This is a genomic window from Gemmatimonadota bacterium (assembly GCA_026705765.1).
Taxonomy (GTDB): domain Bacteria; phylum Latescibacterota; class UBA2968; order UBA2968; family UBA2968; genus VXRD01.
The window spans coordinates 70248-95691 of the sequence record JAPPAB010000104.1 but is presented as its reverse complement, the minus strand read 5'-3'; the positions used below and the strand labels follow the sequence as shown (position 1 = coordinate 95691).

Here is a 25444-nt window from a genome sequence, read left to right as displayed (position 1 = left end):
TTACGACCTTATCCCTTTTGCAATACCCGCCACCGATCGTACAATGGGCGCATCTCTTTTGGCAAAAATTCGCGCACATTATCTGCGAGCATCCACTTCAGACGCGGGTCCACCTCGGAGGGTTTGCTATCCTTTGAGTGCATACTCCAGCTTCCGGACAGGGTCAATCGCTCCACATCCTTTTTCATTACTCCGCGGTGAATTAAATTGCCAGTCCAAAACACGGTTTGCCCGGCTTTGAGAGGTACGGCATATTGTCCCGGGATATCGTCGTGGCGTTCTTCTAACAAGCACCTGCGCTCGTGGGCGGTGCGGTATCTTTTGTGGCTGCCGGGTACAATTTGCAAGCAATAATCATCTACCAGGGCGAGATGCCACCTCAAACCTCTTTGGGGCCGATTTAAGATTTCCATTTCCACCTGATACGATCCGTCGCGTTCTTTACTCCCAAAATCCCGGTGCCAGCCAAAACCGTAATCCGCTTCATAGGGATTTGTGAAGATGAGGGCGCCTCCCAATTGCAATTGCGTGCCCAGGAAAGCGCGCGTGTATTTCATGATGGGTTCTGATATCAGATATTCGGCAAAAAGCGGTTCGTTCATCTCGGGGGCAAATAACCCGCGTATTGCCCAGGGTTCTCCGTCTTCTGAGCGGTGTGTGTACAAATCCACTTCGCCTGAACGCACCTTTTGTTTAGCGCGAATCGCAGCCTCTAACAAGGGTTTTAGCATATCGGGATTGACGGCGTCATTGACAATAAAAAACCCTTGCTTCCTGTACTGTCGTTTCTCGGTGTCGCAAAACATGATCGCCTCCTTTCATGTGTGGCGCAATATAGGTGTGTCGCGCGACAAATACAAAAAAAAAGCGCGGGGGTATTGCGCTATAGACGAAGCAGAAAACAGTGGCAGGTCAGTGTCATTGTGATATTTTAAGGGAGAATATAGCGTATTTTGGAAGCAAGCGATTGAAATGGAGGAAGACATGATTGGACCGCGGTTGAGTGATGAAGCGTTTTTTGAAGCGCTCGATTTGTCGCGTGGGGATATGAGGGCTGTAAAAAGGGCGGTAGAGGCGCGAGATTGGACAGGTGCTCGGCGTGCGTTTGCAGAACACGTTCGCACGCGGGAATATCCGCGATGGTTTTCGGATTGGCGAAATCGGTCAGAGCCACAAGATCGGGATGCCGAGGTCGAACTGGTGCGCGTGGGAGATCGCGCAATCAGGGATGTCGATCTCGAAAAGGCCGACCACATTGTGGCAAATACGCTGATGAGTTGCGATGTGGAAGAGGCATTTGGAGATGTGATCAATTGGGAATTGGATCCGATCAATTACCGGGAATGGACGTGGCAGTTGTCGCGCCATCCGTTTTGGGTCACGCTGGGGCAGGCGTATTGGAAAACGGGCGATGAAAAATATGCCAGGGCATTCAGGCGGCAGATGCGGCACTGGATTGAACATGTGCTGATGCCAGTGGGTGAGGATGGCAATACCTGGAAAGACGATGCAGAGATGGGTACGGCTCACACGAATTGCTGGCGCACGATTGAGTGTGGGATTCGGATGGGGCAGACATGGCCTGCGGCGTTTTACTATTTTCTTTCGTCCGAAACATTTGCTGATGACGATGTGTGTTTGATGGTGAAGAGTATGGTCGAACACGCGCGGCATCTCACGCTATGGCCGCGCGGTGGCAACTGGCAGACGATGCAGGCCAATGGGCAATATCACGTTGGGGCATTGTTTCCCGAGTTCAAAGAAGCCGCAAGCTGGCGCGAGATTGCCATGCAGTCGCTGTATGAGGAATTGGATGAGCAGGTTTATCCCGATGGCGCGCAGATTGAGTTGTCGAGTGGGTATCATCAGGTGAGTTTGCGAAATTTTGTGATGGCGCTCGCGATTGCGCGGTTGAATGATTTGTCTCTACCGGAGGATTATGTCGCAAAATTGGAGCGGATGTATCACTACAATCTGTATTTGGCTATGCCCAATTTGCGATTGCCCGCGCTCAATGACGGCGGTCAGACGGATATTGCGCCCTATATGCAGGGCGGGTTCAGGTTTTTTCCAGAACGGACGGATTTTCAATGGGCGGGTTGCGGACGTATGGAGGGAACAAAGCCACAAACTCTGTCTTGCGCTTTTCCCTATGCGGGGCATTTTGTCATGCGTTCGGGCTGGGAACCGGATGATCTCTATCTCTTTTTCGACGGCGGTCCGTTTGGCTATGGACATCAGCACGAAGATAAGCTGAATATCATGCTGTACGCACACGGTCGCGTGCATGTGGTGGATCCGGGGAATTATCCTTATGATTCGTCGCAGTGGCGCACTTATGTGCTGTCAACCCGCGCGCACAATACGGTGATGGTGGATGGGATGGAGCAGAATCAGCGCGGGAAGTCAAGAGAGGATTACGTGGTGTCCGAGCCGCTTCCGCATACGTGGATTTCAAATGAGAAATGCGATTATGCGTCGGCGAGTTACGATTTGGGATATGGACCTGAGAGGGATCAGACGGTTACACATACGCGGTCAATTTTGTTTGTGAAACCCGAGTTCTGGATTGTGACAGATATTCTCATGCCCTCGGATGAGGCGTCTCACACGTATGAAGCGATGTTTCATCTGGATGCGGATGATGCCGAGGTGCTGGAGAATGGGCGCGGTGTTATGACGAGAAACAGTGGGGGAGAGGGCAATCTGAGCATTTATGCCATTTCGACAAAGCCGATAGATGTGCGGATTGTAAGTGGACAGGAAGAACCGACTGTACAGGGGTGGATTCCCCGGGGGGGACCCTATCAGTGCGAACCGATACCAACGGCAATTTTCAAAGCAGAAGGCGATGGTCCCACGCTGATGTCATACATTTTATATCCCGTGAAAGTGGGGGAAGGATCTCCTGTAGCACATGTGGAATACATTCCCGCGGTGGGGGACAATGGGCGGGTTGCGATTGCAGGGCGGATTGCGTTGCGCGATGGCAGGGAGATTTATTTTGTGCAATCAGAAGCTGGCGAAGGGTGGATACGCGTTGCTGATGGAGAAACCGATGCCGAAGCTGGCGCGATGGAGTTGGTCGATGGATTTGTGAGTAAAATAGCTCTCGCAAATGGACAAACAGTGCGGGTATATGGGCAAGAACTTCGGGAAGGGCAGATCGTGTAAGTCTATAACTGTTTGATGTCGATGCCTCCGTTGAGGGTTTGGAGTTTTATGTTCGGACCATTTCCGCCATTGAGGTTGCCACGGAGAGACTTGCTAATGCGCCCGCCAACGCGCCCTTTGACTTCAATTGGAAATTCTGTATCAATATGGCCTATCGTACTTTTGGCTTGAATGTGACCTTGAAAGTCTGAGGGAAGGGACAGTTTCAACCCGCCGTTTACAGTTTCTGCACGAATGTCGTCCTGTATTTGCTCGGCAATTGCGATTTCAATGCTGCCGTTCACGGTTTCGGCTTTTATACCACCGATAATCTCAGTGAGATTGATTTTGCCGTTCACAGTTTCAACATCGATTGCGCCTCGCGTGCCATTGATTTTGATGCTGCCATTCACGGTTTCGCTTTTTACATTGCCCGTGGTTGGGGGAACAGAGATACTTCCGTTGACTGTCTCGAGGTCCAGGCGCACGTTTTGGGGGACTGTGATTGTATAGTTTACGCTTATATTCCAGTCCTTAAATAGGTTCCACTTGTTGTCGGGGCGTTTGGTGCGAATCTCGATACCGCTGTCTGTTTCTTCGATTTCGATGGTGGTGGTTTCGAGGAGTTCTTCGGCGCCTTCTTCATCGCTCGCTTTTGCCTTTTTTACAGTGCGGACAAAGACCTGATCGCTCGTCCAGGTTTTAAGCGTGATTCCGCCATTGCGGGCGTGTACAGAGAGCATTTTTCCAGGGGCAAAATCAAGGGTGTATTCGACGATTTCTTCGCGTTTTTCCGCGGCATTGATCGGGAGTGTGAATAATGCGGCAAGAAAACATATAAAAAGTTGGCGCGAGATCATGGCAAGTCTCCCTATAAGCTGTAGGTTGTGAAACGCAACAATGGGGTATGGGATTAGACTCGTTTTTATATTAAGGGTTTCGGATTTTTGGGATTGAAGTGAAACAATTTTATTGAATTTGTCCAGAGAAATGCACCAGTGGCTACGAGAGACTTTTCCCGAGAAATAGAGGTTAGCCGTCAGCGGCAGGTCGTGACGCCAAAAGCATTGATGGTTGGGGTTCTGGTCGTTGTTGCGGTGAATCTGCTGGCGCCATTTTCCGAGTGGATTGTGCGATCTACGCTGTTGACGACCAATTATTTTCCGCTGGGGTTGGCGGCGTTGTTCATTTTTGTGGTTGTGGTCTTGAACCCGGTTTTGAAGGGAGTGAAGCGCGAGGGGGGATTGACAGGGGATGAATTAGGCGTGGTTTATACGATGCTTTTGGCGGCGGTATCGGTGCCGACTTATGGGGTGACCGGTTATGTGATTTCCGTGTCAGCTTCGCCCTTTTATTTTGCGACAACTGAAAATGGTTGGGGCGAATTTATACACGACCATGTGCCCCTGTGGGTTGTGCCGGGAGGGGGGCGCGCAGTGGCGTGGTTTTTTGAGGGATTGCCGCCGGGCGCGAAGATCCCGTGGGAAGTGTGGATCATGCCGCTGTTCTGGTGGGGATCGGTGATTGTCGCAACACTGATGCTTTGCACTTGTCTCATTGCAGTATTTCGCAAGCAGTGGGTAGATAAAGAGCGGCTGAATTTTCCTCTGGTTGATGTGCCGCTGGCGATGATGGATGGCGCCGAAGATGGTCGGATTTTGCCAAAATTTATGCGTAGCCGATTGTTCTGGACCGGTTTTGCCATTGCCGCAGGCAAAATTGCGTGGAATGTGCCGGGTTATTTTTTTGAGGCATGGCCGAGTATTCCCGCTATTCGATTGAGTATTCCGGGCGGGCAGGTTTGGCCGGGTATTTCGACAAATTTCTCGTTGCCTCTGGTGGGGATTACGTATTTTGTCAATGTGGATGTGATTTTCAGTGTGTGGTTTTTCAATTTGTTTAATATGGCTGAGATTGCGCTGTTTAATCGCACGGGGTTTACCATTGGCACATCAGAGGTTTATTCGGTTAGTCCAGCGGCGTTGGGGTGGCAGGGATTTGGGGCGTTTGTGGCAATTGTGCTGGGCAGTATTTGGGTTGCGCGCGAACATTTGCGCGGGGTGTGGCGAACCGCGTTGGGACAAGACGATGGCGTTTCAGATGGCGATGAGATTATGGGATATCGCGCGGCGCTGATCGGGATTGCGCTCGGGGTTGTGTACATTTTTTTGTGGTTGACGCGCATCGGTATCCACCCCGGCGTGGCTTTGCTGCTTCTTTTTGCGGTTATTACGCTTTATTTGGGTCTGACGCGCATTGTCATTGAAGGCGGACTGGTTTTTGTGCGGGGGCCTCTCGTGCCGCAGGCTTATGCGATGCATCTCATTGGTCCGGCAGATTTGACGGGTTCAACGATGACAGGGCTGGGGCTGTCTTACGGGTGGGCGTGCGATCCCATCGCCACATTTATGCCTTTTGGCGCGAATGCCGCGCGCGTACACAGCGAGCGTCGTTTTCCGCGAGGCGTTTATCTCACCGCGGTTGGATTGGCACTGGGGATTAGTCTGGTCGTGTCTTTTTATTTTTCGCTCAAGCTGGCGTATGCTTCGGGTGCATACAATTTTGGCGAGTGGGTCTTTCGCCGCGGGGGGCAGGTGCCTTATGATACGGTTGTGGCAAAAATTAAGGCGGCAGAGACGCTCAAATTTGGTCATTTTGCGTTTTTGGGTATTGGTGCGCTTGTGACAGTGTTGCTGACGTATTTGCGCCATCGGTTCGCTTGGTGGCGCTTGCATCCTATCGGGTTTTCAATTGCTTCTGTGGGACAAGTGCGATGGACCCTGTTGTCGCTTTTTGCCGCCTGGGCGATTAAAACACTTTTGATTCGCTTTGGCGGTTTGATGCTGTACAACGGCGCAAAGCCCTTTTTTGTCGGTCTGGTTGTGGGGCACTTTTCCGGTGCTGGCGTGTCGTTTATTATCGATGCGCTGTGGTTTCGCGGACATGGACACAGTTTGTATTTTTGAATAGGAGATTTATGATGAATGTAATTTGTATTTGTCTGGATACATTTCGCGCCGATATTGTCGGGCCAAATCAGAAGCTGAGTTTTGTCGATACGCCGAATATGGATGCGTTTGCCGCTGAGTCCGTGGTGTTTGAGCGGGCTTTCGGGGAATGCCAGCCGACGCTGCAGACGCGGCGGGGTTTGTTTACGGGGCGGCGCACCTTTCCCTGGCGGTACAATTTTGACCGGCGCGGACACTGGCATCACGCGCCCGGTTGGCACAAAATTCCGCCAGAACAAGATACGCTCGCTGAAATTCTGGTGGCGAATGGGTATATGACCGGGTTGGTCGCCGATACGTATCACATGTTTAAGCCGACGATGAATTATACGCGCGGATTTGTGACGTATGATTTTATTCGCGGGCAGGAGAGCGACAACTGGCGGTTTGGCACGCGGGAATCGATTGAAGATTTGTTGCGCCCGCATGTGCGTGAACCGATCAACTGGGATCGGCATGTGGGTCTGATGCAATACATGTTCAATCAGAAGTTTCGGCAACGCGAAGAGGATTACAGTTGTGCGCGTGTGTTTCGGCGCGCGGCAGATTGGTTGAGCGAAAATGCACGCAATGCGCCGTTTTTCCTTTGGGTCGATTCTTTTGATCCGCACGAGCCATGGGATCCGCCGCAGGAATATGCAGATCGGTATATGCCCGATTGGGATGGGAAGGATTTTATTACACCTGGAGCTGGAAATGAAGGCGGTGGGGTGAGCGATTCGGAGAGAGAGCGTATCCAGGCGCTTTATTTTGGGGAGGTCACGCTGGTGGATCGCTGGGTGGGGCACTTGCTGGATCGGGTCGATGATCTGGGTTTGAAAGGCGATACGATTGTGATGTTGATGTCAGATCACGGCACGCAGGTACTGGATCACGGGCAATTTGGCAAAGGACCAGATCGCCTGCATCCGTATAATACGCGATTGAACTGGATGGTGCGACATCCCGATGTGTGCAAGCGCGTTTCGGGTTTTGTTCAGGCGCACGATTTGTTGCCCACTGTGTTGGGCTTGCTGGATATTCCTTGCCAGGCTGTGGATGGGACAGATGTGTGGCCGCTGGTGACGGGAGAGGTGGATGCTGTGCGGGATCACGTTGTGATTGGCTGGGCCAGTTTTTCAACCGGGCCAGCCACGGGCAGGGCATCGGTGCGCGATGATCAGTGGAATTATACGGTGAGTTTGAATGATGTGAACAATGAACAACTCTTTGACCTTGTTGCCGATCCCGATGAGGATACCAATGTAGTCGCGGATCATCCCGATGTGGTGGCTTTGCAAAGATCGCGCATCCAGGCGGTGATTCACCAGCCCCTGCCCGCCACATTTAACGAAGTGTGCGACAACGCGCCAGCACCGAGTGCTATGTTTGTGCAGGGGAGAAGAAGAATGGGTTAAACCACCACGGGATCGCTATTTTTTGCGGCTTGCCAGGTGCGCCAGTCGCTGAGGAAGCGTTCCAGACCGATGTCGGTTAGGGGATGTGCGAGTAACTTGCTCAATACATCGGGCGGGAGGGTCGCAACATCTGCGCCGGCAAGTGCGCATTCGACAACGTGTTTGGGCGAGCGCAAACTCGCGGCCAGCACCTGGGTTTTAAATCCATAATTGTCGTAAATCTGGCGGACTGTGCTGATCAATTCCATGCCGTCTTGTCCCAAATCATCCAGGCGGCCGATGAATGGGCTGATATAAGTCGCGCCTGCTTTGGCGGCCATCAGTGCCTGATTTGCAGAGAAGCAAAGGGTTACGTTTACGCGAATCCCTTCATCCGAACACGTTTTGATCGCTTTTAGACCATCTGGCGTAATCGGAATTTTCACCACTACCTGTTCGTGGATTGCAGCATTTCGACGCGCTTCGGTGATCATGCCTTCGGTGTCGGTGCTGACCACTTCGGCACTTACTGGTCCATCTACAATTCCGCAGATTGCGCGAATGATGTCTTCAAATTCACCTTCTTCCTGCGACATAAGAGAAGGGTTTGTCGTCACGCCATCCAGCACACCCATGGCCTGGGCTTCGCGGATTTCGTCTAAATTGGCTGTGTCGATAAAGAACTTCATGTGTGCCTCCTTTTTAAAATACGCGCTCGACCAAAAATGAACACATTTCTCTGAGTATTTCTCTCGATTCCGACGGGGGCAACTGGGCGAGGCGCGCTTCGGCAGATTCGGCGCGCGTTTGGCAAGCCTGTTGCGCTTTTTCGATTGCGCCATATCTTCCCATCAAGTCAATCACCCACTCGACGTCTTCTTGCGATGTTGCATCTCGATCTCGATCCAGAATTTCTCGCACTTTTTGATTTTCCTCTGGCGTACAGTGGTTGAGCAAATCGATGACCATCAAGGTGCGCTTGCCCTCGGCAATGTCCCCGCCGCGCTCTTTGCCATAACCCCCGGATGTGGTTGTGGGAGCTAATGTTGCATCGGTATCTTCAACGACGATATTGAGCAAATCATCGCGAATTTGAAATGCAACAGCTATGGCTTCGCCAAAATCGCCAATCGCCCGCTTCATGTCATTGCCAGCACCCGCAATAATCGCGCCCATAGTACAGGGACCGCGGCCGCTATACCATCCCGTTTTGCGCCGCAGCATGTCAACAAAATCGCGTACATCGGGAATGACTTCGGCATCAATCCAACCGATATCATAAGCCTGTCCTTCAAATGTTATTTGTGCGCCCTGGATCATTTCACTAAGCAAATCGAGCGTTGTTGTTTCCCCTAATATTTCGCGATTTGCCTGCAATATTTCAAACACTTTGGAATAAAGCGCGTCGCCCACGTTAATGCTCAGTGGGATCCCGTGTATCAGATGCAAACACGGTTTTCCGCGCCGCATCAAAGAGGCGTCCTCTATATCGTCGTGTACCAGGGCAAAGGACTGAAATAACTCAAAAGCAGCAGCCGTTCGCAACCCTACGTTGGGATCACCGCCAAATGCTTCAATGCCCAGCAGCACCAGTGCCGATCTGAACCGCTTGCCGCCGCGCTGGGGATAATCGCGCATAGGTGCGTACAAAAAATCCACTGGATCTTGATCTTTTGGCAAGAACTGATACATTTCCTCGTCGATACGAGGCACCCAGGCGTCCAAATAATTTTTTAATCGCGTTTCCATTTATCGCTTAAACTCCTTTACTTTTTTGCGAATTTTTGCCTCGACATTTGCCGATAGAGGCCGAACGGGAATTTTTTCATCGCTGTGAGTAGCAACATCACCTGCGATGGGTATTTCAAGACGCGGATGTTTGGGTATATAAGGTTCTTTTTCCAACATCGCATGTAACAAGACGAGGGCGGCTTCTTTGTCGGGAATCGTTCCTCTCGTATTGCCATCGTCGCCAGGCGGCAATGGCGCGCCCACACACGACGGACACCCCGCTTCACATTCGCATTCCGACACGACCATCCAGCAGGCTGTTATGACATCTTCGATCATCTCATAAGCTTTTTCCGAAAAACCAATGCCTCCCGGATGCCGGTCATATACAAATGCGGTTGGTCGCCCCGTATTGGAGCTATCTACTGTGGTGCCAATATCCATGACATCGCACATTGCAAACAGTGGTAGCACTTCTCCCGTTACATTGGCGATGCCTTTGAGTCCTTCAGATGGCACGCGGTCGTGTCGGCGACACTGGTTTAGCCCTTCCTGGGGCGGTACGACCCAGCAGGCGGCTGTATCGAGCTTGCGCTCGGGCAAATCGAGATTTTCCCAGCCAATGCTATCGCGATCTTCGAATTTTACTTTTTTGAACATCGTTACTATTGACGAGACTGAGACGTCGCCAAAATATACGTCACTGACGCGCCATGTGCCCGATATTTCGGTATCATTTACGACAATACTCGTCTCGTCAACTGCCTGGGTATAATAATCCAGTGCTTTTTGACTTACCCGCGCAATTTTGCGCTCTGTGTCAAGTTGATCGACAAAGTACGTCTGTCCATTGTGCAAATATACAGCGTGTGTATGTATCTGAAAAAACGCGCTGGTTTCATCCAGGGAACCGATCACCAGCGGGTCGCCTTCTGTCTCGTCGATAATAGTATAAGTCAGATCGCTGATATTGCGTAGCCCAACTTCTGCTGCGGGATATCCCGATTGGCTGTAAAACCACTGTCCATTGAGCTGGCGCGCCATGCCTTCATCTGATAGGATCTCGAGCAGCGCACCTGTAAATTCTCCCATTACTTCGCCTTCTCCGCCCCGCACGGGCAATTCGCGCAAAGCACATCGCAGATGTCCCACGACGAGATGCGGATTGTTGGGATCAATGGTCGCGTGTTCGGGCGATTGTCCGAAAAAGTAAGCCGGATCGCGCATCAAAAATTGATCGATGGGGGCGTTGTGTGCCACAAAGACCACCAGGGATTCCTCGGACTGCCGTCCAGCACGCCCAGCTTGCTGCCACATGCTGGAAATACTGCCCGGATATCCCACAATTAACGCGGCATCCAGCTCTCCAATATCAATGCCCAATTCCAGGGCGTTGGTACTCACCACGCCGAGTAGCTCACCTTCAAATAATTGTCGCTCAATTTCTCGCCGTTCTGCGGGCAAATATCCGCCGCGATAAGCCCGAACTGCGCCTGCTAACCGCTGGCTTACCAGTGATAGATCCTCTTGCACATAGCGATAGATCACTTCTGCGGATGTGCGTGCTCTAACAAAGGCAATGGTCTGCACCCTGTTGTGGATGAGTTTGCCGAGTAACCAACGCGCTTCGGTATTTGAACTGCGTCGATCACTCGTGGTGCCTTCCAGAAAAGGCGGGTTCCAGAACGCAAAATGGCGTTTGCCTCTCGGGGAGCCATCCCGGTCAATCAGGCACATCGGCTGTCCGGTCAGTGCTTCGGCGTGTTCTTTGGGATTTGCTATGGTCGCCGAGCAACACACGAATTGCGGGGGCGTGCCATAGTGCGCGCAAATTCGCATCAGGCGGCGCAATACATTGGCTACATGCGAGCCAAAGACGCCCCGGTAAGTGTGTATTTCGTCGAGTACCACATAGCGCAAATTCTGAAAAAAACGCGCCCAGCGCGGGTGGTTGGGCAATACGCCCTGATGCAACATATCGGGATTGCTCAAGATCACCCGTCCCTCTTCGCGCAGTGTTTTGCGCTGGTTGGACGGCGTATCCCCATCGTAAGTACCCAGAGAAAATTTCAATTTTTCGTTTAATTCGCCAAACCGCGCCAGTCCTCGCGCCTGATCCTGTGCCAGGGCTTTGGTCGGGAAGAGATAGAGCGCGGTTGCCTGTGGGTCGGATAACAGTGCTTCCAGTGTGGGTATTTGATAACACAGGGTTTTTCCACTCGCCGTTGCCGTTACGACTACTACGTCTTCCTGACGCCTTAGTGCGGCCAGCGCATCGGCCTGATGCGTATAGAGCCGATCAATGTCTTGCTGTTTCAAGGCGTCGGAGATTGCGGGATGCAGCGCGCAGTCATCAGCGACGAATGTAGCTTCTTGCGCGGGTATGGTTTCTATATGGGCTACCTGACCGACATACCCATAGTCGCGGCGAACATGAGCGATAAATTGATCAAAATTCATCATGCGGGAAGGGCTTTTGAATTCCAACGGGAGAGAGAAAGAAAGTGAAAAATAAAGAGGGAGGTGCGATAGCTATAGAAATATAGATGGAAGGTGAAAATGGGTCAACTTAAAAGAGGCGAACAGGAGGCGGGATTTACGTATTAGAGTAGGGATTTTTAGAAGGTGTGCCTGACAGTGTGCGAGGGTGAGTGCCAACAACTACAGACTATGGGAGAGGCGCATGTATAAATACCTGCCCAGGAAGTCGTAGGTATTGGCATCGGAAGTGCCGAGGAAACCATTGTATATCACTGCTGGTGCCCGATTGAGGATGTTGTTTATTCCGATTGTGAGTACGGAGGTCCCCAGTTGATATGACCCATGCATACTAAAGATACTATTGGGACTGACTTTGCGACTCGGTGGTGTTTCTGTCACATCCGGCCGGTACTTGCCCTTGCAGTCACCATCCTCGCATTCCTCGAATCCGCCGATGTATCGCCATGTCAGCCCAATGGAAGAACGGTGCTTCTCTACGCCAACTGAAGCGGCGTGACGCCAGCCTGGGAACACGCCCAGGTCGTAGTAGCCCTTGCCTTTAACTAATTCGGGACCGTTGGCGGAAGGCAAGATTTGATCGTAATTTACGAGCAGGTTGCTCTCGATTTGCGCCGAGACAATGCCCAGGGGTGAGTCAGTAGCGTAATGGAGTCCGATATCCATGCCGCTGGTTTCGGTTTCGCCAACGTTGGTGTTGGGCGATGAGATGTAATTAATCAGCCCGGTGTTTGGATCGCGCACGACTTGATCACAGTTGGATGGCGTGTCCTGCGAGTAGCAGTTACTCAAGATGAGGCTGGCGGGTAACGCGCCGATCTCACTCGTGATCGCGGTGGTATAGTAATCCACGGTTATATCGAATCCATCCAGAAAGCCCGGCTGATAGACCAGACCTGCTGTGAGCATTGTGGCCTTTTCTGGATCCAGATCCGTGCTGCCACTGAACTGGGCTCGCAGTTGTGCCCGTGAATCCTCAAAGTCAGATGGGATGCCCTGAGCCGCGCAATTTCGCATTTGCTGAGCCGTCAACGTCCGGGCATTGCCCGCTTCATCGACTGTACTACAGGGATCGCTGACCAGCGGGAAGCCATCGCTGTTGCCGAGGAACATTTCGGCGATGCTGGGGGCGCGAAAAGCATTGGAGTATGTGGCACGAAATGCCAGCCCTTGAGGCAATTCGAGGCGAGTACCCGCTTTATAAGTAGAGCCGTAGCCGAACGAATCGTAGTGGAAAGTGCGCCCTGCGGCTATTAAATCGAGGCCGACTTCTCCCGCTTTGTAGAGAGGTAAATGGGCTTCGGCATACAAAGCCTTGACCGAGTACGCACCATCGGTGGGAGCCTCGTCACTGCCGGTAGTATTTCCCGATGCGGTTATGGGGTCGGGAAGATAGGCCCCCGCTTCCCAGCGTGAAGATAGGCCTGCGGCTATGACCAGTGGACCGGCCGGGAGTTGTGCGATCTCACCGGTCAGGTTCCACTGTAGGATTTGCTGTTGAGAGTAGCCTCTGGCGATACCGGTATATTGGATGTAATCTAACATTTCCTGGGTGATTGTGCCAGCACCGTGGAGTATATCCAGTTGCACGCAGTCGCCGGTGCAATCCTCGTCAGGTCCCAGTGCCCGTACGAGATTGCTGATTATAAATCGGCCCTCGTTGACGCTGGTGCCCTCGCTGCGTCCATAGGAAAAGGACAGATCAGCGTCAAAGCCCATAAACTGATGGTCCAAACCCAAAACGATGCGATAGGTATCGATATCCTGGAGATAGTTGCGATTGCCTGCTTCGAGAAAACGTCGCCGGACATCGATAAAATCGCGGCCAAATTCGTTGTAACGGTTGGTGGCAGATACTACGATGCCGTCGCTGATGGTGAACAAGGGCGTTGGGGCCAGCTTCTGGTCGGATTGTCGATTGGTGTACGATACTTCGAAGAAGGTTTTCGCATTTTTTGTGAACTCGTAAGCGCCGCTGAGAAAGGAGTTGTAGCGCGTTTGTGGGGTGTAGAGGTAATTCTCCGGTTGATAATTGTACGTATCACCGCTCCCATCCGAGGAGATTCCCGCCCAATTGAAGGGGCGCCAGCCTGTATTTGGATCGCGGTGGTAATCACCGGCGTCCTCGCCAGCCGCCGCAACGACTGCCTGCCAGGCTTCGTTGCCCTCAGTACCCAGGCGGTCGATGATGTGGCCTTCCGGGGTGGCCGAACTGCCATTTTTGTTATAGGTGCCGTCGTTTTTTCCCCAGTCGTAGTTTTTGTCCGATACGCTGAAACTGCGGTCGCCAGTCCAGACGGGCTTTCGGTTGTGGTAACCTGCCGAAAATAATATGTGGCCTTTTTCGCTTTGCAATCCGGCGGTTATGCTGAGATCGCGGACTTCGCCATCGCCTGTGCCCGAAATCCCTTCATAATAATCTATCTCTACCCCTTCCATATCCGACCGGGTGATGATATTGACGACCCCCCCAATGGCGTCCGATCCATATATGGCTGAGGCTCCATCCTTGAGTACTTCGACGCGTTCGATGACCGAAGCGGGAATAGAATTCAGATCAACGGATGAATTTGCGCCTGTTCCACCCGGCACGAAACGACGCCCGTTGACCAATACCAGGGTGCGATTAGAGCCGAGTCCGCGCAGACTAATTCTGGTAGAGCCATCGCCGCCGTTGTTGGACTGAGTATTGGTTGCATTGGACTGTACTGTGAGTGTTTGTAGCACATCGCCAATGGAAGTCAATCCCCGCGCTTTGATTTCGTCACTGGATAGGACGACGACTGGCGCAGGCGAAAGGCTTTCCGCACTTTTGATGCGGGAACCGGTTACGACAATCTCTTCAAATTCGTAGATTTTCGGCTCGTCGGGCGATTCTTCAATATTTTCTGCGAATACAGGTGTAATAAATACGATGGCGATTATTTGCCAGATTATGTGCTTTACACGCATCCATACCTCGCGATTGGAGAATGACAATTTTTTAGCCACTGCACGCATACGCATCAAATACAATTTTTAAATCGCGTTTTGCGCGTGCAAAATCCGAATACGGCTGACGCGAACGGTTTTGAAGACAGGACAAAAAATCAGCCGTCATCGCGCGATAGCCCATCAAATCTTTCAGCCCCGGCCAAAGAATCCGAAAGCCTTTCTGAGGTTTGCGAATATAAATGCCGTTGCTTTCAAAAACAATGCGTCCGTGTGACCCTTCGATATAAGAATGCTGAAAGACACCTTTTGTCAAACTGGGTGTTTGCCACGAGTAATGCAATTCGGCAATTGCGCCAGTGGGATAGACCATTCTCACGACAGATTCGCGCTCTGGCGTACTGCCGGAATTGCCTGGAAATATTGCTTCGACCTGTTCGGGCACCGCATCGAATAGATCTGAAATCAGGGCGATAAAATGAATGCCGCCTTCCAGCAGAGCACCATGAGCACTTTTCCAACCCTGCGCCTGCTGCGTTGTGAGCTTTTTTACTGAGACCGAACGCATTTCGCCAATATCGCCCTGGGCGACCATGTGCTTGATGTACGATAGCGAGGGTTTGTAATAATAATTCTCGGCGATCATCAATAGAGGGGTCTCGACCCGTTCCAGCGCGGTCTCGATCTCGACAATTTCCTCTGGCGAGATGCACATCGGTTTTTCGACGAGTACAGCCTTACTGGCTTCTAATAGTGCGATTACCTGGTCTTTGTGATGCTCTGGCGGGGAAGCGATTACTACGGCATCCACATCGCTTTCCAATAGGGCGTTCAGGTCGTCAAAGATGCCCTCGCCCTTAAATTTGAGATTGAACTTGTACGCGCTTACCCGAGACCTACTGCAAAAATACAACATCGCCCGCCATTGCAAATTTTTCGCATGAAGCGCGCCGATATTCCCACACCCCAGGATGCAGATACGAGGCTTTTTATACGTTAGATGATCCATTAACGTTTATACCTGTTGACCAAGGCAGTAGCACAACCCATCCGGTGCGATGACGAAGAATATGCGGAAGGATTTATCGCCGTGTTGGTCAATCCGATAATCAGGGTCGTCATTTTGCAATCCATTATTCTTCAATTCGTTGAAGGCGGTTTCGACATCAACCACTTCAAAAAAACACCCCTCTTGAGTCGGGTCGCCACCATTTTCTGCCAGGCCGATCTGGATATCGTCTCTTGCGAGTATAGCGGACTTACAGGGCGCGTCCTTCCGAGATACGACCCGAAATCCCATGACTGTCTCGTAAAAGGGAATGGCTTCTTCCAGGTTCTCAACTGGAAGGTTCAGGGCATCTTGCAGGTAGGGCGAGGCTGTTTTAAATATAGATTTAGTTTTCACGCTTATCTCCTTAGTTGAGATATATTGCAAATGGGTGACGGTTCATTCCTTCTTCTGGGCTGTGGTTCGGGCGGTCCCTTCCGCAGGCACATCCATACGCACATCCAGCACGGTATATCTCTCATCGTCGCTGGTGACCATCGTTTCCAGACGCCCGCCATCCACCGCGTACGCTCCTGCTGGTAGCACGAATGTCACCCGGCAATCGGGAAATGCGTCTGCAAGAATATTGGTCACTTTGGCTGTCACTCTGTCGTGTATCCCGTCGTTACCCGGATCGTATGTCACGCTAAGTGGCGGTGGCCCCGCTCGATCAAAAGGAATGGGAGCAATAGCATCTCCTCGATAGGTCGTTGATGCCACCTGGCCGTTTTTAAACCGCACCACCCGAAAACTGCTGCTATTGCTTTTGCCTACCCGCGTGGTGGGTGTGGCTCCAATGGTCATCACCTTTTCCCCGGGGCCATGCGCGTCGTGGATCAGCTTTACCTTATGCCTATCCAGAAATGCCTCTACCGGCGCATTGTGCTCGAATGCGTTGATTATCTTGACCTTAGCCTTCGCCCGCGAGGATAGAAGCGCATTGGCTTGCGATAGATCCACATGCCAGGGATGCCCGAAATTCAGGATGCATAGGTCTGGGCCATAATCGATGATTCCTACCTGATCTCCATACCACTTCTCGTGTCCATAAAATTGGTGATTGCCGAATGTAATCGCATAGGGCATCTCCAGTACCAGATGTGATCCCGAGATATATGCCGGGTTCACCGCATTGCTAATCAGGACCATATCCGGTGCGATCAGGTTGGCGACTTCGGCCAGTTGTCTCTCGTATTCCGCCTGGTACTGTCCCTGCGTGTCCAGGTGTCCAAACGTCATAAATACAGGATCTTTCGGATAGTCTCGAACGACGTACACGCCTCTGGGAGACTGTCGCGTGAAATCTCCCCGCGAGCCGGACACCCTGATCGATAGATCGTATAATCCCGGTGGTATGTCTTGGGGGAGACTTATCGTGCCTTCCCGATCATAATAAAACTTCGCGCTCGGATCTTCCTCAAATGCTACTGTGCGTGAGATCGTGGCTGGTCCAATCCGACGCGACAACTTCACTTGTCCTATCGTGTGATCGTAGGCGCCCAACCGCACCCGAAAAGATTCACCGGGCCGACGGATGGCCGGGTGCCCCAGAACTGGGAATCGGACGCCTTGTGGCCTGGTCTCCAGATTTCGGTGTAGATATACTGGTGGCAGGCGCGTTTCTTTTCCTTTTTGAATCGCGATTTCTTCAATTCTTTGGGACTCCCATCCGTACGCAATCAATTCCAGTGAATATCCCTTTCCTGAGGGTAGGCCAGTCAGACGACACGCCCCCGATAGCCAGTTCCGCACCAGCGTGTTCCGCACTATTTGACCACCCTGGCGTATTACCGCTCGTGCATCTACGAAGAATCCATTTTCCTCGCCGTTGAGTACAAATGACAGCTCTCCAGAATGCTCCGCCAGGACTCGAAATCCAGATATACGGCAGCCCATCTCGCTCCTGTTCTGACGATGCTCAACGCGTACCCGGTGTTTCCCTTGTGTCAGTCCCCTCGCCAGTACCACCTCTCGTGCTTCGTTACCCGGATACAAGATGCGCGGACTCCCATCATCCACTGTCACAATTAGCTTTCCCAGGGACGGTCTCCCGTAGGCCGACACGGCGTGCTGGCCCAGACCAAGTGCCACTCCTGTACCGGTAAATTCAAACGTCAAGGCAGCGCCATTATCCTCCGTCTCCAGACAGGCTGTCTCGGCATACCGAAACAGGCTCTCCCACCACGTACCTGATTGCAGCACACGGGCTGTATCCAGGGCTGATACCCACTCCTTACTCATTGGTGTTCATCCCTCTTTTAGACGCGCACTTCTCTCGCAACAATATCCAGGTCCCATTTCTGCCAGTAATATTTCACCGGGTCGCTCTCGTCCCATTTTTTGTACACATCTTCCCAGGTCAGCCAATTCATGTGCGGCTGTAGTGAATCATCTCGAACTGGATGGCTTCGCGGTTGATATCGGTAATCAGCCGAAATCCGCAGACGGTCTGCCGACTCGTTATCGCGTCCCTGATGAATGGTCAGACTGTGTAGAATAATCACGTCGCCGCACATATAGTCGCCGCCGATCCAGACGGAATCCTCTTCGACGGGAACCTGACGGCCACCTGGTCCCACGCCTTCGAATGTTTCCAGTTTTCCGCGTCGGTGCGAGCCTCGGGCGACGGCAAGTCCACCGAGTTCTTCTGGACATTCACCACAGGGAATCCATGCGGTCCAGGTTTCATCCGATCCTCCGATGAAGTAATTGTCCTGGTGCGGAGGCGTCGAATGGGTATCTGTATCGGGAAAGACAAGGCGGCAGATGTTTCGGCTGTGTGGTAGTACCTGTTCGCCGAATAGAACTTCAAATGCCCGAATCAGAGGGGCTTCGAGTGCCAGTGCGTGAAAGTCTCGAATTTTCAGTACATCATCATAAAATGCCTGCCAGCGCGGGTCTTTGCTCTCGACGACCTGCATGTCGGGATTTGCAATGCCCTCTGTCACTTCAGAGCCATCCATCAGCCACCCGTGATCCCGACAGACGCTGAGGATCTGATGTCGAACCTCGATTACACGTTCCGGATCGAGCAGGTTGCGAAAGAACAGATACCCATTTTCTTTTGCCTGTCGTCGGAGCGCCTCAGGATTCTGCAACAAATCCGTCGCGTCCTCAAGCGCTTCAATCTGTTTCATTTCAATCATCGCCATTATGACGGTCTCCTTTTTCTGAATGAGTCAGGACCCGTGCCAGGGATCCAACTCTTGAATTTCGTCTGGTTCAGGCATAGATGGGAATTGGACAGCTTTTATGGTTTTACGGCCTTCAAGTATCGCTTTGCACAGGCGGTGGCCGCCATCCATGAGTGAGCCATCTACATTTAGAATGATAGGATATTTCAGAGATGCCGTGTTAATTTTTTTACAATGCCGCGCGATCTCTCTGAGGGTAGGTTTCTTTTGCCCAAACCAGCAGTCTTCGTCTAACTCTTTGATTGATGATATGTCGATTTCAAATGGAGGAAGATCTCTGGACTGCATCCAGAGTTTTTCAGTGTACCACACAAGCCGTTTGCCATCGCGTATTGTACTGTGTTTCTGTGGCACGATTCCTCCTTTCGATTTCAGACCATATTCAGGCTGTATCGGATTTCTCTGCGTTCGACCCCTGCAAGGGGTTCTACTTTTTGCGCACCATCCGCGCTGAATCCGAATTTTCGATAAAAGGAAATCGCCCTCTGGTTGGTCTCAAGAAGCCAAATTTTTACCATTGAGCAATTCATATCGCGAAGGGCCGTAAGAGATGCCTCCATCAGCTTTCGGCCAATGCCGCGATCCCAGAATTCTTCAAGGGCATAAATTGCATAGACTTCGCCAACAGCATTTTTATCCAGTCCTTCATCTCGTACGGGGCCAAAGCTGATGAAAGCAACGATCCTTTGCTCTGTTTCGGCTACAAGTACTTTGTTGGAGGGACTATTGAGGGTCAGGTGCCATTGTTTCTCCCTCTGGTCAACAGACAAATTATCGAGAAAGTTGTCGGGCAATTGCCCTCTGTACGCAGCCTGCCATGATCGAACGTGGACTTCGGCCAGGCTTCTGGCATCGTTTTTGGAAGGTTCTCTGATTAGGTACATTGTCATGGTTGGAGATATCCTTATATGGCTTGCATAGTATCCAAGCGGTTCATCTTTGCAGTTTCGATTGGCAAGGCGATGTAGCCCCAAGAGGCACCCTCATTGTGACTGGCGAGTAAGAACTCGGGGCCCCATTGATGCCTTTGCCTCCTCGAAGTGGCGGATCGCGCTTTCGAACTTGTCACGGCAACCGGTATTGCAGAACCCGACGACTTGGCCGTCATACTCGGCTAGCGAGTCAGCTTGTACCGGCTTGCCTGACCAGGGGCAGGTCTTATTGATGCAATCGGCAATGTCGAGAGCAGACATCTTATCTCCTGTAGATTCATGATTGTATTAGTACCTCAACGTAGAAAATGGATTATAAGAATTCTTTTTTAAATTGTACGCTGTAACACACTATACGTTTCTGTGTCCACGACGATAATTCCTTCTTTTATTTCGTTAATCTGATCCAGCAATATTCCTTCTCTGTTCCACACCGATGTTCTGCCTGCACATTTCAGGCCATCAGACAGTCCAATACAATTAGACATCACCACAGTCATTGAGTATTCAAGGGCAATTTGGCCTAGTCTCTCGAGTGTTTTCTCAATTTGACTAACAGATTTCGCGACGCTCGCAATATAAATATCTGCCCCATTCTTGTATGCGTTGGCAGCATGTTCCGGCACAGATAATTCATAACAAATTGCCAGTGCAGCGCACGGATCTTCGCCTATCAGGCCCCCAGAAGGCTGACCGCGGACGAAAAATTTTTCTTCGTCAGGGTGAAGATGCATTTTGGAATATAGCTCCCTCGCCTTGAATGGTTGAAAAATCATCAAGCTGATACATACACCGCTATCATTTTTAGTGGGCACTCCAATCCCAATAGTAACCTGTTGGGTGTCACTGATGATCTGGAAGATATCGAACCGATGATCGTTTTGATTCGTCGCTAAGTCGTCCGCGAGTGTGGGTTCATAACCTGTTATGGACAACTCAGGAAAAACAACGATTTCGGCACCGTTGGAAACGGCAAGATCAACTAACCTGCGATGGACAACGATATTGCGCTGAATATCACCTGTTATGGGTCTTGTCTGTGCTACGCAAACCTTCATTTAGATTTCCTCTAGCTTGCCACCTTGAGAATGTCCTACGATATAGGAAATTTGCCAATAAAAAAATAAAAAATAGTTTTATTCGGACTGTTTTTGAAGGAAAATAGCTATGGCTTACAACGTTTTTGGAATCCAAGAACCTGCGAAGCCAGTCCCGACGAATAGATTACTTATAACTTAATGTTTCCTTCATTCTTTGAGCGCGTCTCTTACGGCTCTGGCGAGTCCAGGGTACTTCAGCAGGGTGCTCAAGCGAGAGATAACGAGATTGCCGTTGCCGTATTTCAGGGCGATTTCTATCTCCCTGATAAGGCGTTCGGGTGTGCGTACGAAGCCAGGCAGATCGTGAATGCCGATGAAGGGGACAAAACGGTTGATCTCTGGATTTTCCAGGCGCTTCATTTCGGTGGCTTCCATTTCAACGCGTTCGAGTCGCCATTCGGGGGGATAGAACCAGGAGATGGTCTGTGTGCAATAGTCGAGTTTGTATTTGGCGCCAATGTACTCGTCGGGAAGGAAGTGCGGCCAGACGTGGTTGGTGACGATGGTGTTGGGATCTATGGATTTAGCGTGGTCGTAGAGGAGGCGGTGAACGTCAACGAGAGTTTGTGTGGAGACTTTGGCCATGATTTCTATGTCGGACAGGTCGGGGTTTTGCGCGCTCGCTTCTTTACGGAGGATTTTACAGCGGTCACAGAAACAGGCGTAGTAGTTGACAAAGCCAAAGCCGTCAAGGGCGATCCCGTCGGCGATGTCGAGGGCGCGCTCAACCCGCTTCTTGAGTTCGGCTTGCGATTCCGGATGCTCAAAACAGAGGGCTGTTCTCGGTAAGATAAGCGATTGCCAGCGGTAGCTCTCTCCATGCGGTGGTTGTCCGGCGATGACGTCCGAGACTTTGTATTCGAATTCGCGCATTTTCTGAAGGCAATGCGGATGGGCATTTTCAAAGTCGTCGTCAGAATAGGGGAAGACAGTGGCGATGATCTGGATGTCTCGTTTATGGGCTTGCGCCACCATTTCGGGGGTGGCGCTATTGGTAATAAGCATGTTGCAGCCAAGGTCAGCCACAAAATCGACGGCTTGTTCGCGTTCGGTGTCGGTTCTAAGACGATCGATGGCCCAGACGGCTTTCATAGAGAGGCGTCCTTTCTGGGGTTGGGCAACGGTCATCATCTGGTTCTGTCAGGTAATATCTCCCAGGTATATGGGAGGTGCCTCGGGTTCAGAGCCAAGATAATCGAGTAAGGGCTTAGGATAGAATCTCAGTTTCTTGAGCTCACTAATGCTCATCCATTTCACACCAACCTGGATTGAATCTCCATCTGGGGCTTCGGCGGCATTATATCTTTCATCAACGGAACATCGGAAGATGAAGTCAATTAGATGGACACCCTTCGTCCGAGAACCCTCGTGATTGTCAGTGATATATTCTCGAACAAAGTTTAAACCTTCAACTGTGACGTCAGCACCTATTTCCTCTTGACATTCCCGCTTGAGAGCATCTATAAGTGTCTCTTTCCCAGGTTCCATGCCTCCCCCTGGCAGAATGTACCAAAGACCTTTGTCATCGATATTCTCGGTAACGAGAATTTGGTCGCCTCTCTGGATCAGGGCCTTGGCTGCATTTCGCAAGTTCATAATAGATACCTCAAGCGAATCTCACGCTACTCATCTCAGATCACTTTCTCCCAACACGTATTTGATCTGTACGTTCCCATCTTTATCGACGATTTTCATGTTTAGCTCGCGGTTGCCTTTGGGGCCTGAGAAACGGAGTAGCCCGAAGTTGAAACCGGGATAGACGGTTGCGATACTCTGTGGGTTTCCGCGCCAGCCCGAGCGGGGTCTCTGGACGATTGGGTCTGTCCTGACGGCGGCGTTGGAACTGAGCAATTCAAAGAGGGGATAGGTGTCCTGTCCCTCGCGATAGAGGCGGTTGAGCGTCCCAACGTGCCAATCGCCTGCGATGAAGACGACACCGGTGATGTTTTCGGCGAACATCCATTTCAGGAAGTCGTCCCGCTCTGTACCAAAATTGTCCCAGCGCTCGCCGCGCCCCGTGAAGTCAACGACCATGCTATTTCCATTGGCGATTACTTTGAACGTCGCTGTACTCGCCTTCAGGGATGCTTTCAGCCAGTCGATCTGCCCTTGTCCGAACATGGTCTTGCGGTCTTCTGCTTCGTTCGGGTCCCTATGATAGCGGTCGTCGAGCATGAAGAACTCGACATCGGAAATTCGAAACTTGTGAAAGATTCCCTTTGTCTGGGCAGTGCCTCCGCCCGAGTTCGGCCAATACCGTCGATACAGTTCCAGGGTCTCTTCCCGGTAGGAGAATGTACGATCGGAGTTGTTGGGGCCATAGTCGTGGTCGTCCCAGATTCCATAGCTGGGCGTCGTTGCCATGAGTGCTCTGATCTCCGGTACATGTCGCACTTCGCGATGGTATCCCGACATTGCATAGCGGACTGGATTCGGGTCCTCCCCATAGTGGCTGGATCGTCCCGGCATGTAGTTGATGTCGCCAATAAAGAAAAATGCGTTTGGGCGGTGCTGCAAGACTTCTGCAAATGCAGGTTGCATGGGCTGTGTAGCCGGGTTCAAGCAGGATCCGAATCCCACGGAGAAATCAGCGACGTAGGTTGAATCATTCTGTCGCGGTTGCATCGCGGGCATTGTGCGGAATACCTGGGGGACAAGTGCTCTTATCTGTTTCCCATTTACCGAAATCGCGTAGTGAACCCTCGCGTTCTGCACAAGTCCGTTCAGTGTCACCGTGCCAGTGTGGGGATAGCTTTCTGAGGTCATCGTCTCGACTGCTGCACGGGTGATCGTCATTGCTCTGCCCGTTTGTGTCCAGTAATCTACTGTGACCTTCGCTGGCGCGTCTGTCTCAACCCAGATTATCGCCGATGATGTCGTTGTGTGGCTTATCATTGGGCCTGCAAGTAGCTCTGCAGCCATCATCCGCGATGGAATGAGCATCAGTACTGTTAAGATCAAAATTCTCATCCTTCCTCCTCTTTTGTAAAGGTTTTGATTGTCTTTGCCAGTTCTTCAGATCGCTGAGAGCCAATCAATAATCGCTTTCCATTGTTTAGCTCCAATTGTACGCCGCGATCTCCACTCACATTATAAGCCATTCCTTTAGTTCCATACCGAATCCCCCATCCGCCATATTCTTTGATTGGGCTGTACTGTCTGGCATCACATTTTGCAATTTCTGAGAATGGGATTACCTCTCTCTTTAGCGGAAAGAATCGGATGTGAATGGCGTCATTTTTGACTTCAGTTACCATCTTTATCAAAAGCATAAACACCGGTACTAATACCAGAGCCAGAGCAATGGCACCAAAAATGAGCATATTGGTGCCAGACATTGGCCAGTTCCGAAATATCTTGAATCCTATATAGATCAAAGCTGAGATGCAAGGTACAAGTATAAGGGCCAATAGCCAGCCCTGTCTAAATTGCTGAATTTCGATGAAATTTGAGTTGTGCATTTATGACTCCCAGGGAATGGGTACATCTATCTCTGTGGCAATGTGTTGCAACATGTCGAGATGTTCTTCGGTCAGCGGGATACCGCTTTGCTCGCGTGTTTGTTCGCGTTGCCATTCCAAACTGCCGGGAACTTCGGCGCTCGACAAGCCCGGCATGGGGTTCAGTGACCGGCTTTCGCGCAAAATGCGAGAGATTTCTGCCTTATAAGCCTCCAAGTCTCCCAGTTGAGCCACATCTATCGCCACAATCATAAATCCCCGCGTGGCGCTTGAAAATTTTGGTCTGTGCGATTCAGGTGTTGCTGTGCCTGCTAAAATACCCGCCAGGAACCACGATGTAAATCGCATGCCCAAACTTTTAAAAATAAAATCCGGGAATGTCTGCAATGCCTCGGCGAGTTTGCTGCGGTCTTTCAACATGTTTGCGTTCATGTCCAGTACAAAAGGCGGGCCTTCTGCCGTTGGTATGCCAAAACACATCGGGGGGGCAGACATCGCATCCCATACCGTTGCATCGGGGCGCGTCGGTTTTTCCCAGGCGATTCCCCCTGATACGCAAAAGGTCGCCAAATCGCGTGTTAGTGCCAGCCGTGCGTAGATCCCCGCGCTGCCCACATGGCCGTGATTGCGCGTGTTCGCAACGGCAATGTCATTTGTTTTCGCCTTTTCAATAACCGCCTCTGTTGCCCGCGTTGCCACGAGGTAACCCGCACCGCCATCGCCATCAAAAATCGCCATTGAAGGGGCATCCATGATCTGGGCAATTTCGGGCTGTGGGTTAATGCGCCCTTCTCGAAACTCAGCCACATACCGCCTCAACTGTCGCGTGCCGTGTGAGGCCACCCCGCGCAAATCCACATCTACAAGATAGCGCGCGATCAACGCGGCATCGCCATCTGGCAAACCGACTTTGTGCAATGCTGCGGTAGCAAAGTCGCGCAACAGATCGGGCATGATGCGCCTGGCGTCTTCGGGGATATAAACGGGCATGAAGTCTCCTGCGAGGTGGAA

General features: G+C 51.4%; 22 protein-coding genes. 3 read left to right on the top strand and 19 right to left on the bottom strand.

The genetic code is table 11. From position 1 onward, the window contains the following. Positions 1-8: 8 nt before the first annotated feature. Positions 9-806, bottom strand: a complete 798-nt coding sequence (locus OXH16_14325; GenBank protein ID MCY3682574.1) for a phytanoyl-CoA dioxygenase family protein — start codon at positions 804-806, stop codon at positions 9-11. A 178-nt stretch (positions 807-984) separates the two neighbouring features. Between OXH16_14325 and OXH16_14320 the strand changes: the two genes are divergently transcribed. Continuing rightward, complete coding sequence (locus tag OXH16_14320; protein MCY3682573.1) at positions 985-3174, top strand: alginate lyase family protein; 2190 nt, start codon at positions 985-987, stop codon at positions 3172-3174. 2 nt (positions 3175-3176) lie between these two features. On the opposite strand, the gene OXH16_14315 is transcribed toward OXH16_14320, so the two are convergent. Beyond that, entirely contained in the window at positions 3177-4013 is an 837-nt protein-coding gene (locus tag OXH16_14315) for a DUF4097 family beta strand repeat-containing protein (GenBank protein MCY3682572.1), read from the bottom strand. Positions 4014-4151: 138 nt separating this feature from the next. Here OXH16_14315 and OXH16_14310 point away from each other — a divergent pair, with 138 nt between their 5' ends. Both OXH16_14310 and OXH16_14305 read left to right on the top strand, forming a co-directional pair. Further along, positions 4152-6119 carry a hypothetical protein gene (locus tag OXH16_14310; GenBank protein ID MCY3682571.1) on the top strand — a complete coding sequence of 656 codons (1968 nt, stop codon included), beginning with the start codon at positions 4152-4154 and terminating at the stop codon, positions 6117-6119. A gap of 11 nt (positions 6120-6130) precedes the next feature. Then, the gene (locus OXH16_14305; protein MCY3682570.1) at positions 6131-7558 is read left to right on the top strand and encodes a sulfatase; all 1428 of its coding nucleotides are present in this window, start codon (positions 6131-6133) and stop codon (positions 7556-7558) included. Here OXH16_14305 and fsa read toward each other — a convergent pair. The 17 genes from fsa to OXH16_14220 all read right to left on the bottom strand — a co-directional run bounded on the left by fsa (position 7555) and on the right by OXH16_14220 (position 25423). Then, entirely contained in the window at positions 7555-8226 is a 672-nt protein-coding gene (gene fsa / locus OXH16_14300; GenBank protein MCY3682569.1) for a fructose-6-phosphate aldolase, read from the bottom strand. The two genes, OXH16_14305 and fsa, sit on opposite strands and share 4 nt — an antisense overlap. 13 nt (positions 8227-8239) lie before the next feature. After that, positions 8240-9286 carry a polyprenyl synthetase family protein gene (locus tag OXH16_14295; GenBank protein MCY3682568.1) on the bottom strand — a complete coding sequence of 349 codons (1047 nt, stop codon included), beginning with the start codon at positions 9284-9286 and terminating at the stop codon, positions 8240-8242. Then, the gene (locus tag OXH16_14290) at positions 9287-11731 is read right to left on the bottom strand and encodes a DEAD/DEAH box helicase (protein ID MCY3682567.1); all 2445 of its coding nucleotides are present in this window, start codon (positions 11729-11731) and stop codon (positions 9287-9289) included. A gap of 198 nt (positions 11732-11929) precedes the next feature. Then, positions 11930-14719: a TonB-dependent receptor gene (locus OXH16_14285; protein MCY3682566.1), complete on the bottom strand. Its 2790-nt coding sequence runs from the start codon at positions 14717-14719 to the stop codon at positions 11930-11932. A 31-nt stretch (positions 14720-14750) separates the two neighbouring features. Further along, positions 14751-15707 carry a Gfo/Idh/MocA family oxidoreductase gene (locus OXH16_14280; protein MCY3682565.1) on the bottom strand — a complete coding sequence of 319 codons (957 nt, stop codon included), beginning with the start codon at positions 15705-15707 and terminating at the stop codon, positions 14751-14753. A gap of 6 nt (positions 15708-15713) precedes the next feature. Continuing rightward, positions 15714-16103, bottom strand: coding sequence for a VOC family protein (locus OXH16_14275; GenBank protein MCY3682564.1), 390 nt, complete (start codon positions 16101-16103; stop codon positions 15714-15716). 42 nt (positions 16104-16145) lie between these two features. Next, positions 16146-17987 carry a hypothetical protein gene (locus OXH16_14270; protein ID MCY3682563.1) on the bottom strand — a complete coding sequence of 614 codons (1842 nt, stop codon included), beginning with the start codon at positions 17985-17987 and terminating at the stop codon, positions 16146-16148. 17 nt (positions 17988-18004) lie between these two features. Further along, positions 18005-18898: a phytanoyl-CoA dioxygenase family protein gene (locus OXH16_14265; GenBank protein MCY3682562.1), complete on the bottom strand. Its 894-nt coding sequence runs from the start codon at positions 18896-18898 to the stop codon at positions 18005-18007. Positions 18899-18925: 27 nt separating this feature from the next. Next, positions 18926-19294 carry a chromosome partitioning protein ParB gene (locus OXH16_14260; protein ID MCY3682561.1) on the bottom strand — a complete coding sequence of 123 codons (369 nt, stop codon included), beginning with the start codon at positions 19292-19294 and terminating at the stop codon, positions 18926-18928. Positions 19295-19311: 17 nt separating this feature from the next. Continuing rightward, positions 19312-19830 (bottom strand): GNAT family N-acetyltransferase, encoded by a 519-nt coding sequence (locus OXH16_14255; protein ID MCY3682560.1) that lies wholly within the window; start codon positions 19828-19830, stop codon positions 19312-19314. Positions 19831-19923: 93 nt separating this feature from the next. Continuing rightward, entirely contained in the window at positions 19924-20133 is a 210-nt protein-coding gene (locus OXH16_14250; GenBank protein ID MCY3682559.1) for a glutathione S-transferase, read from the bottom strand. A 68-nt stretch (positions 20134-20201) separates the two neighbouring features. Beyond that, positions 20202-20930 (bottom strand): carbon-nitrogen hydrolase family protein, encoded by a 729-nt coding sequence (locus tag OXH16_14245; protein ID MCY3682558.1) that lies wholly within the window; start codon positions 20928-20930, stop codon positions 20202-20204. A 189-nt stretch (positions 20931-21119) separates the two neighbouring features. Next, the gene (locus tag OXH16_14240; GenBank protein MCY3682557.1) at positions 21120-22064 is read right to left on the bottom strand and encodes a hypothetical protein; all 945 of its coding nucleotides are present in this window, start codon (positions 22062-22064) and stop codon (positions 21120-21122) included. Positions 22065-22112: 48 nt separating this feature from the next. Then, complete coding sequence (locus OXH16_14235; GenBank protein MCY3682556.1) at positions 22113-22568, bottom strand: NUDIX domain-containing protein; 456 nt, start codon at positions 22566-22568, stop codon at positions 22113-22115. Positions 22569-22598: 30 nt separating this feature from the next. Continuing rightward, the gene (locus OXH16_14230) at positions 22599-23942 is read right to left on the bottom strand and encodes an alkaline phosphatase D family protein (GenBank protein MCY3682555.1); all 1344 of its coding nucleotides are present in this window, start codon (positions 23940-23942) and stop codon (positions 22599-22601) included. Then, positions 23939-24433: a DUF6141 family protein gene (locus OXH16_14225; protein ID MCY3682554.1), complete on the bottom strand. Its 495-nt coding sequence runs from the start codon at positions 24431-24433 to the stop codon at positions 23939-23941. Before OXH16_14225 ends, OXH16_14230 begins: the two co-directional genes overlap by 4 nt. After that, positions 24434-25423: an Ldh family oxidoreductase gene (locus OXH16_14220; GenBank protein ID MCY3682553.1), complete on the bottom strand. Its 990-nt coding sequence runs from the start codon at positions 25421-25423 to the stop codon at positions 24434-24436. Between the last annotated feature and the right edge of the window lie 21 nt (positions 25424-25444).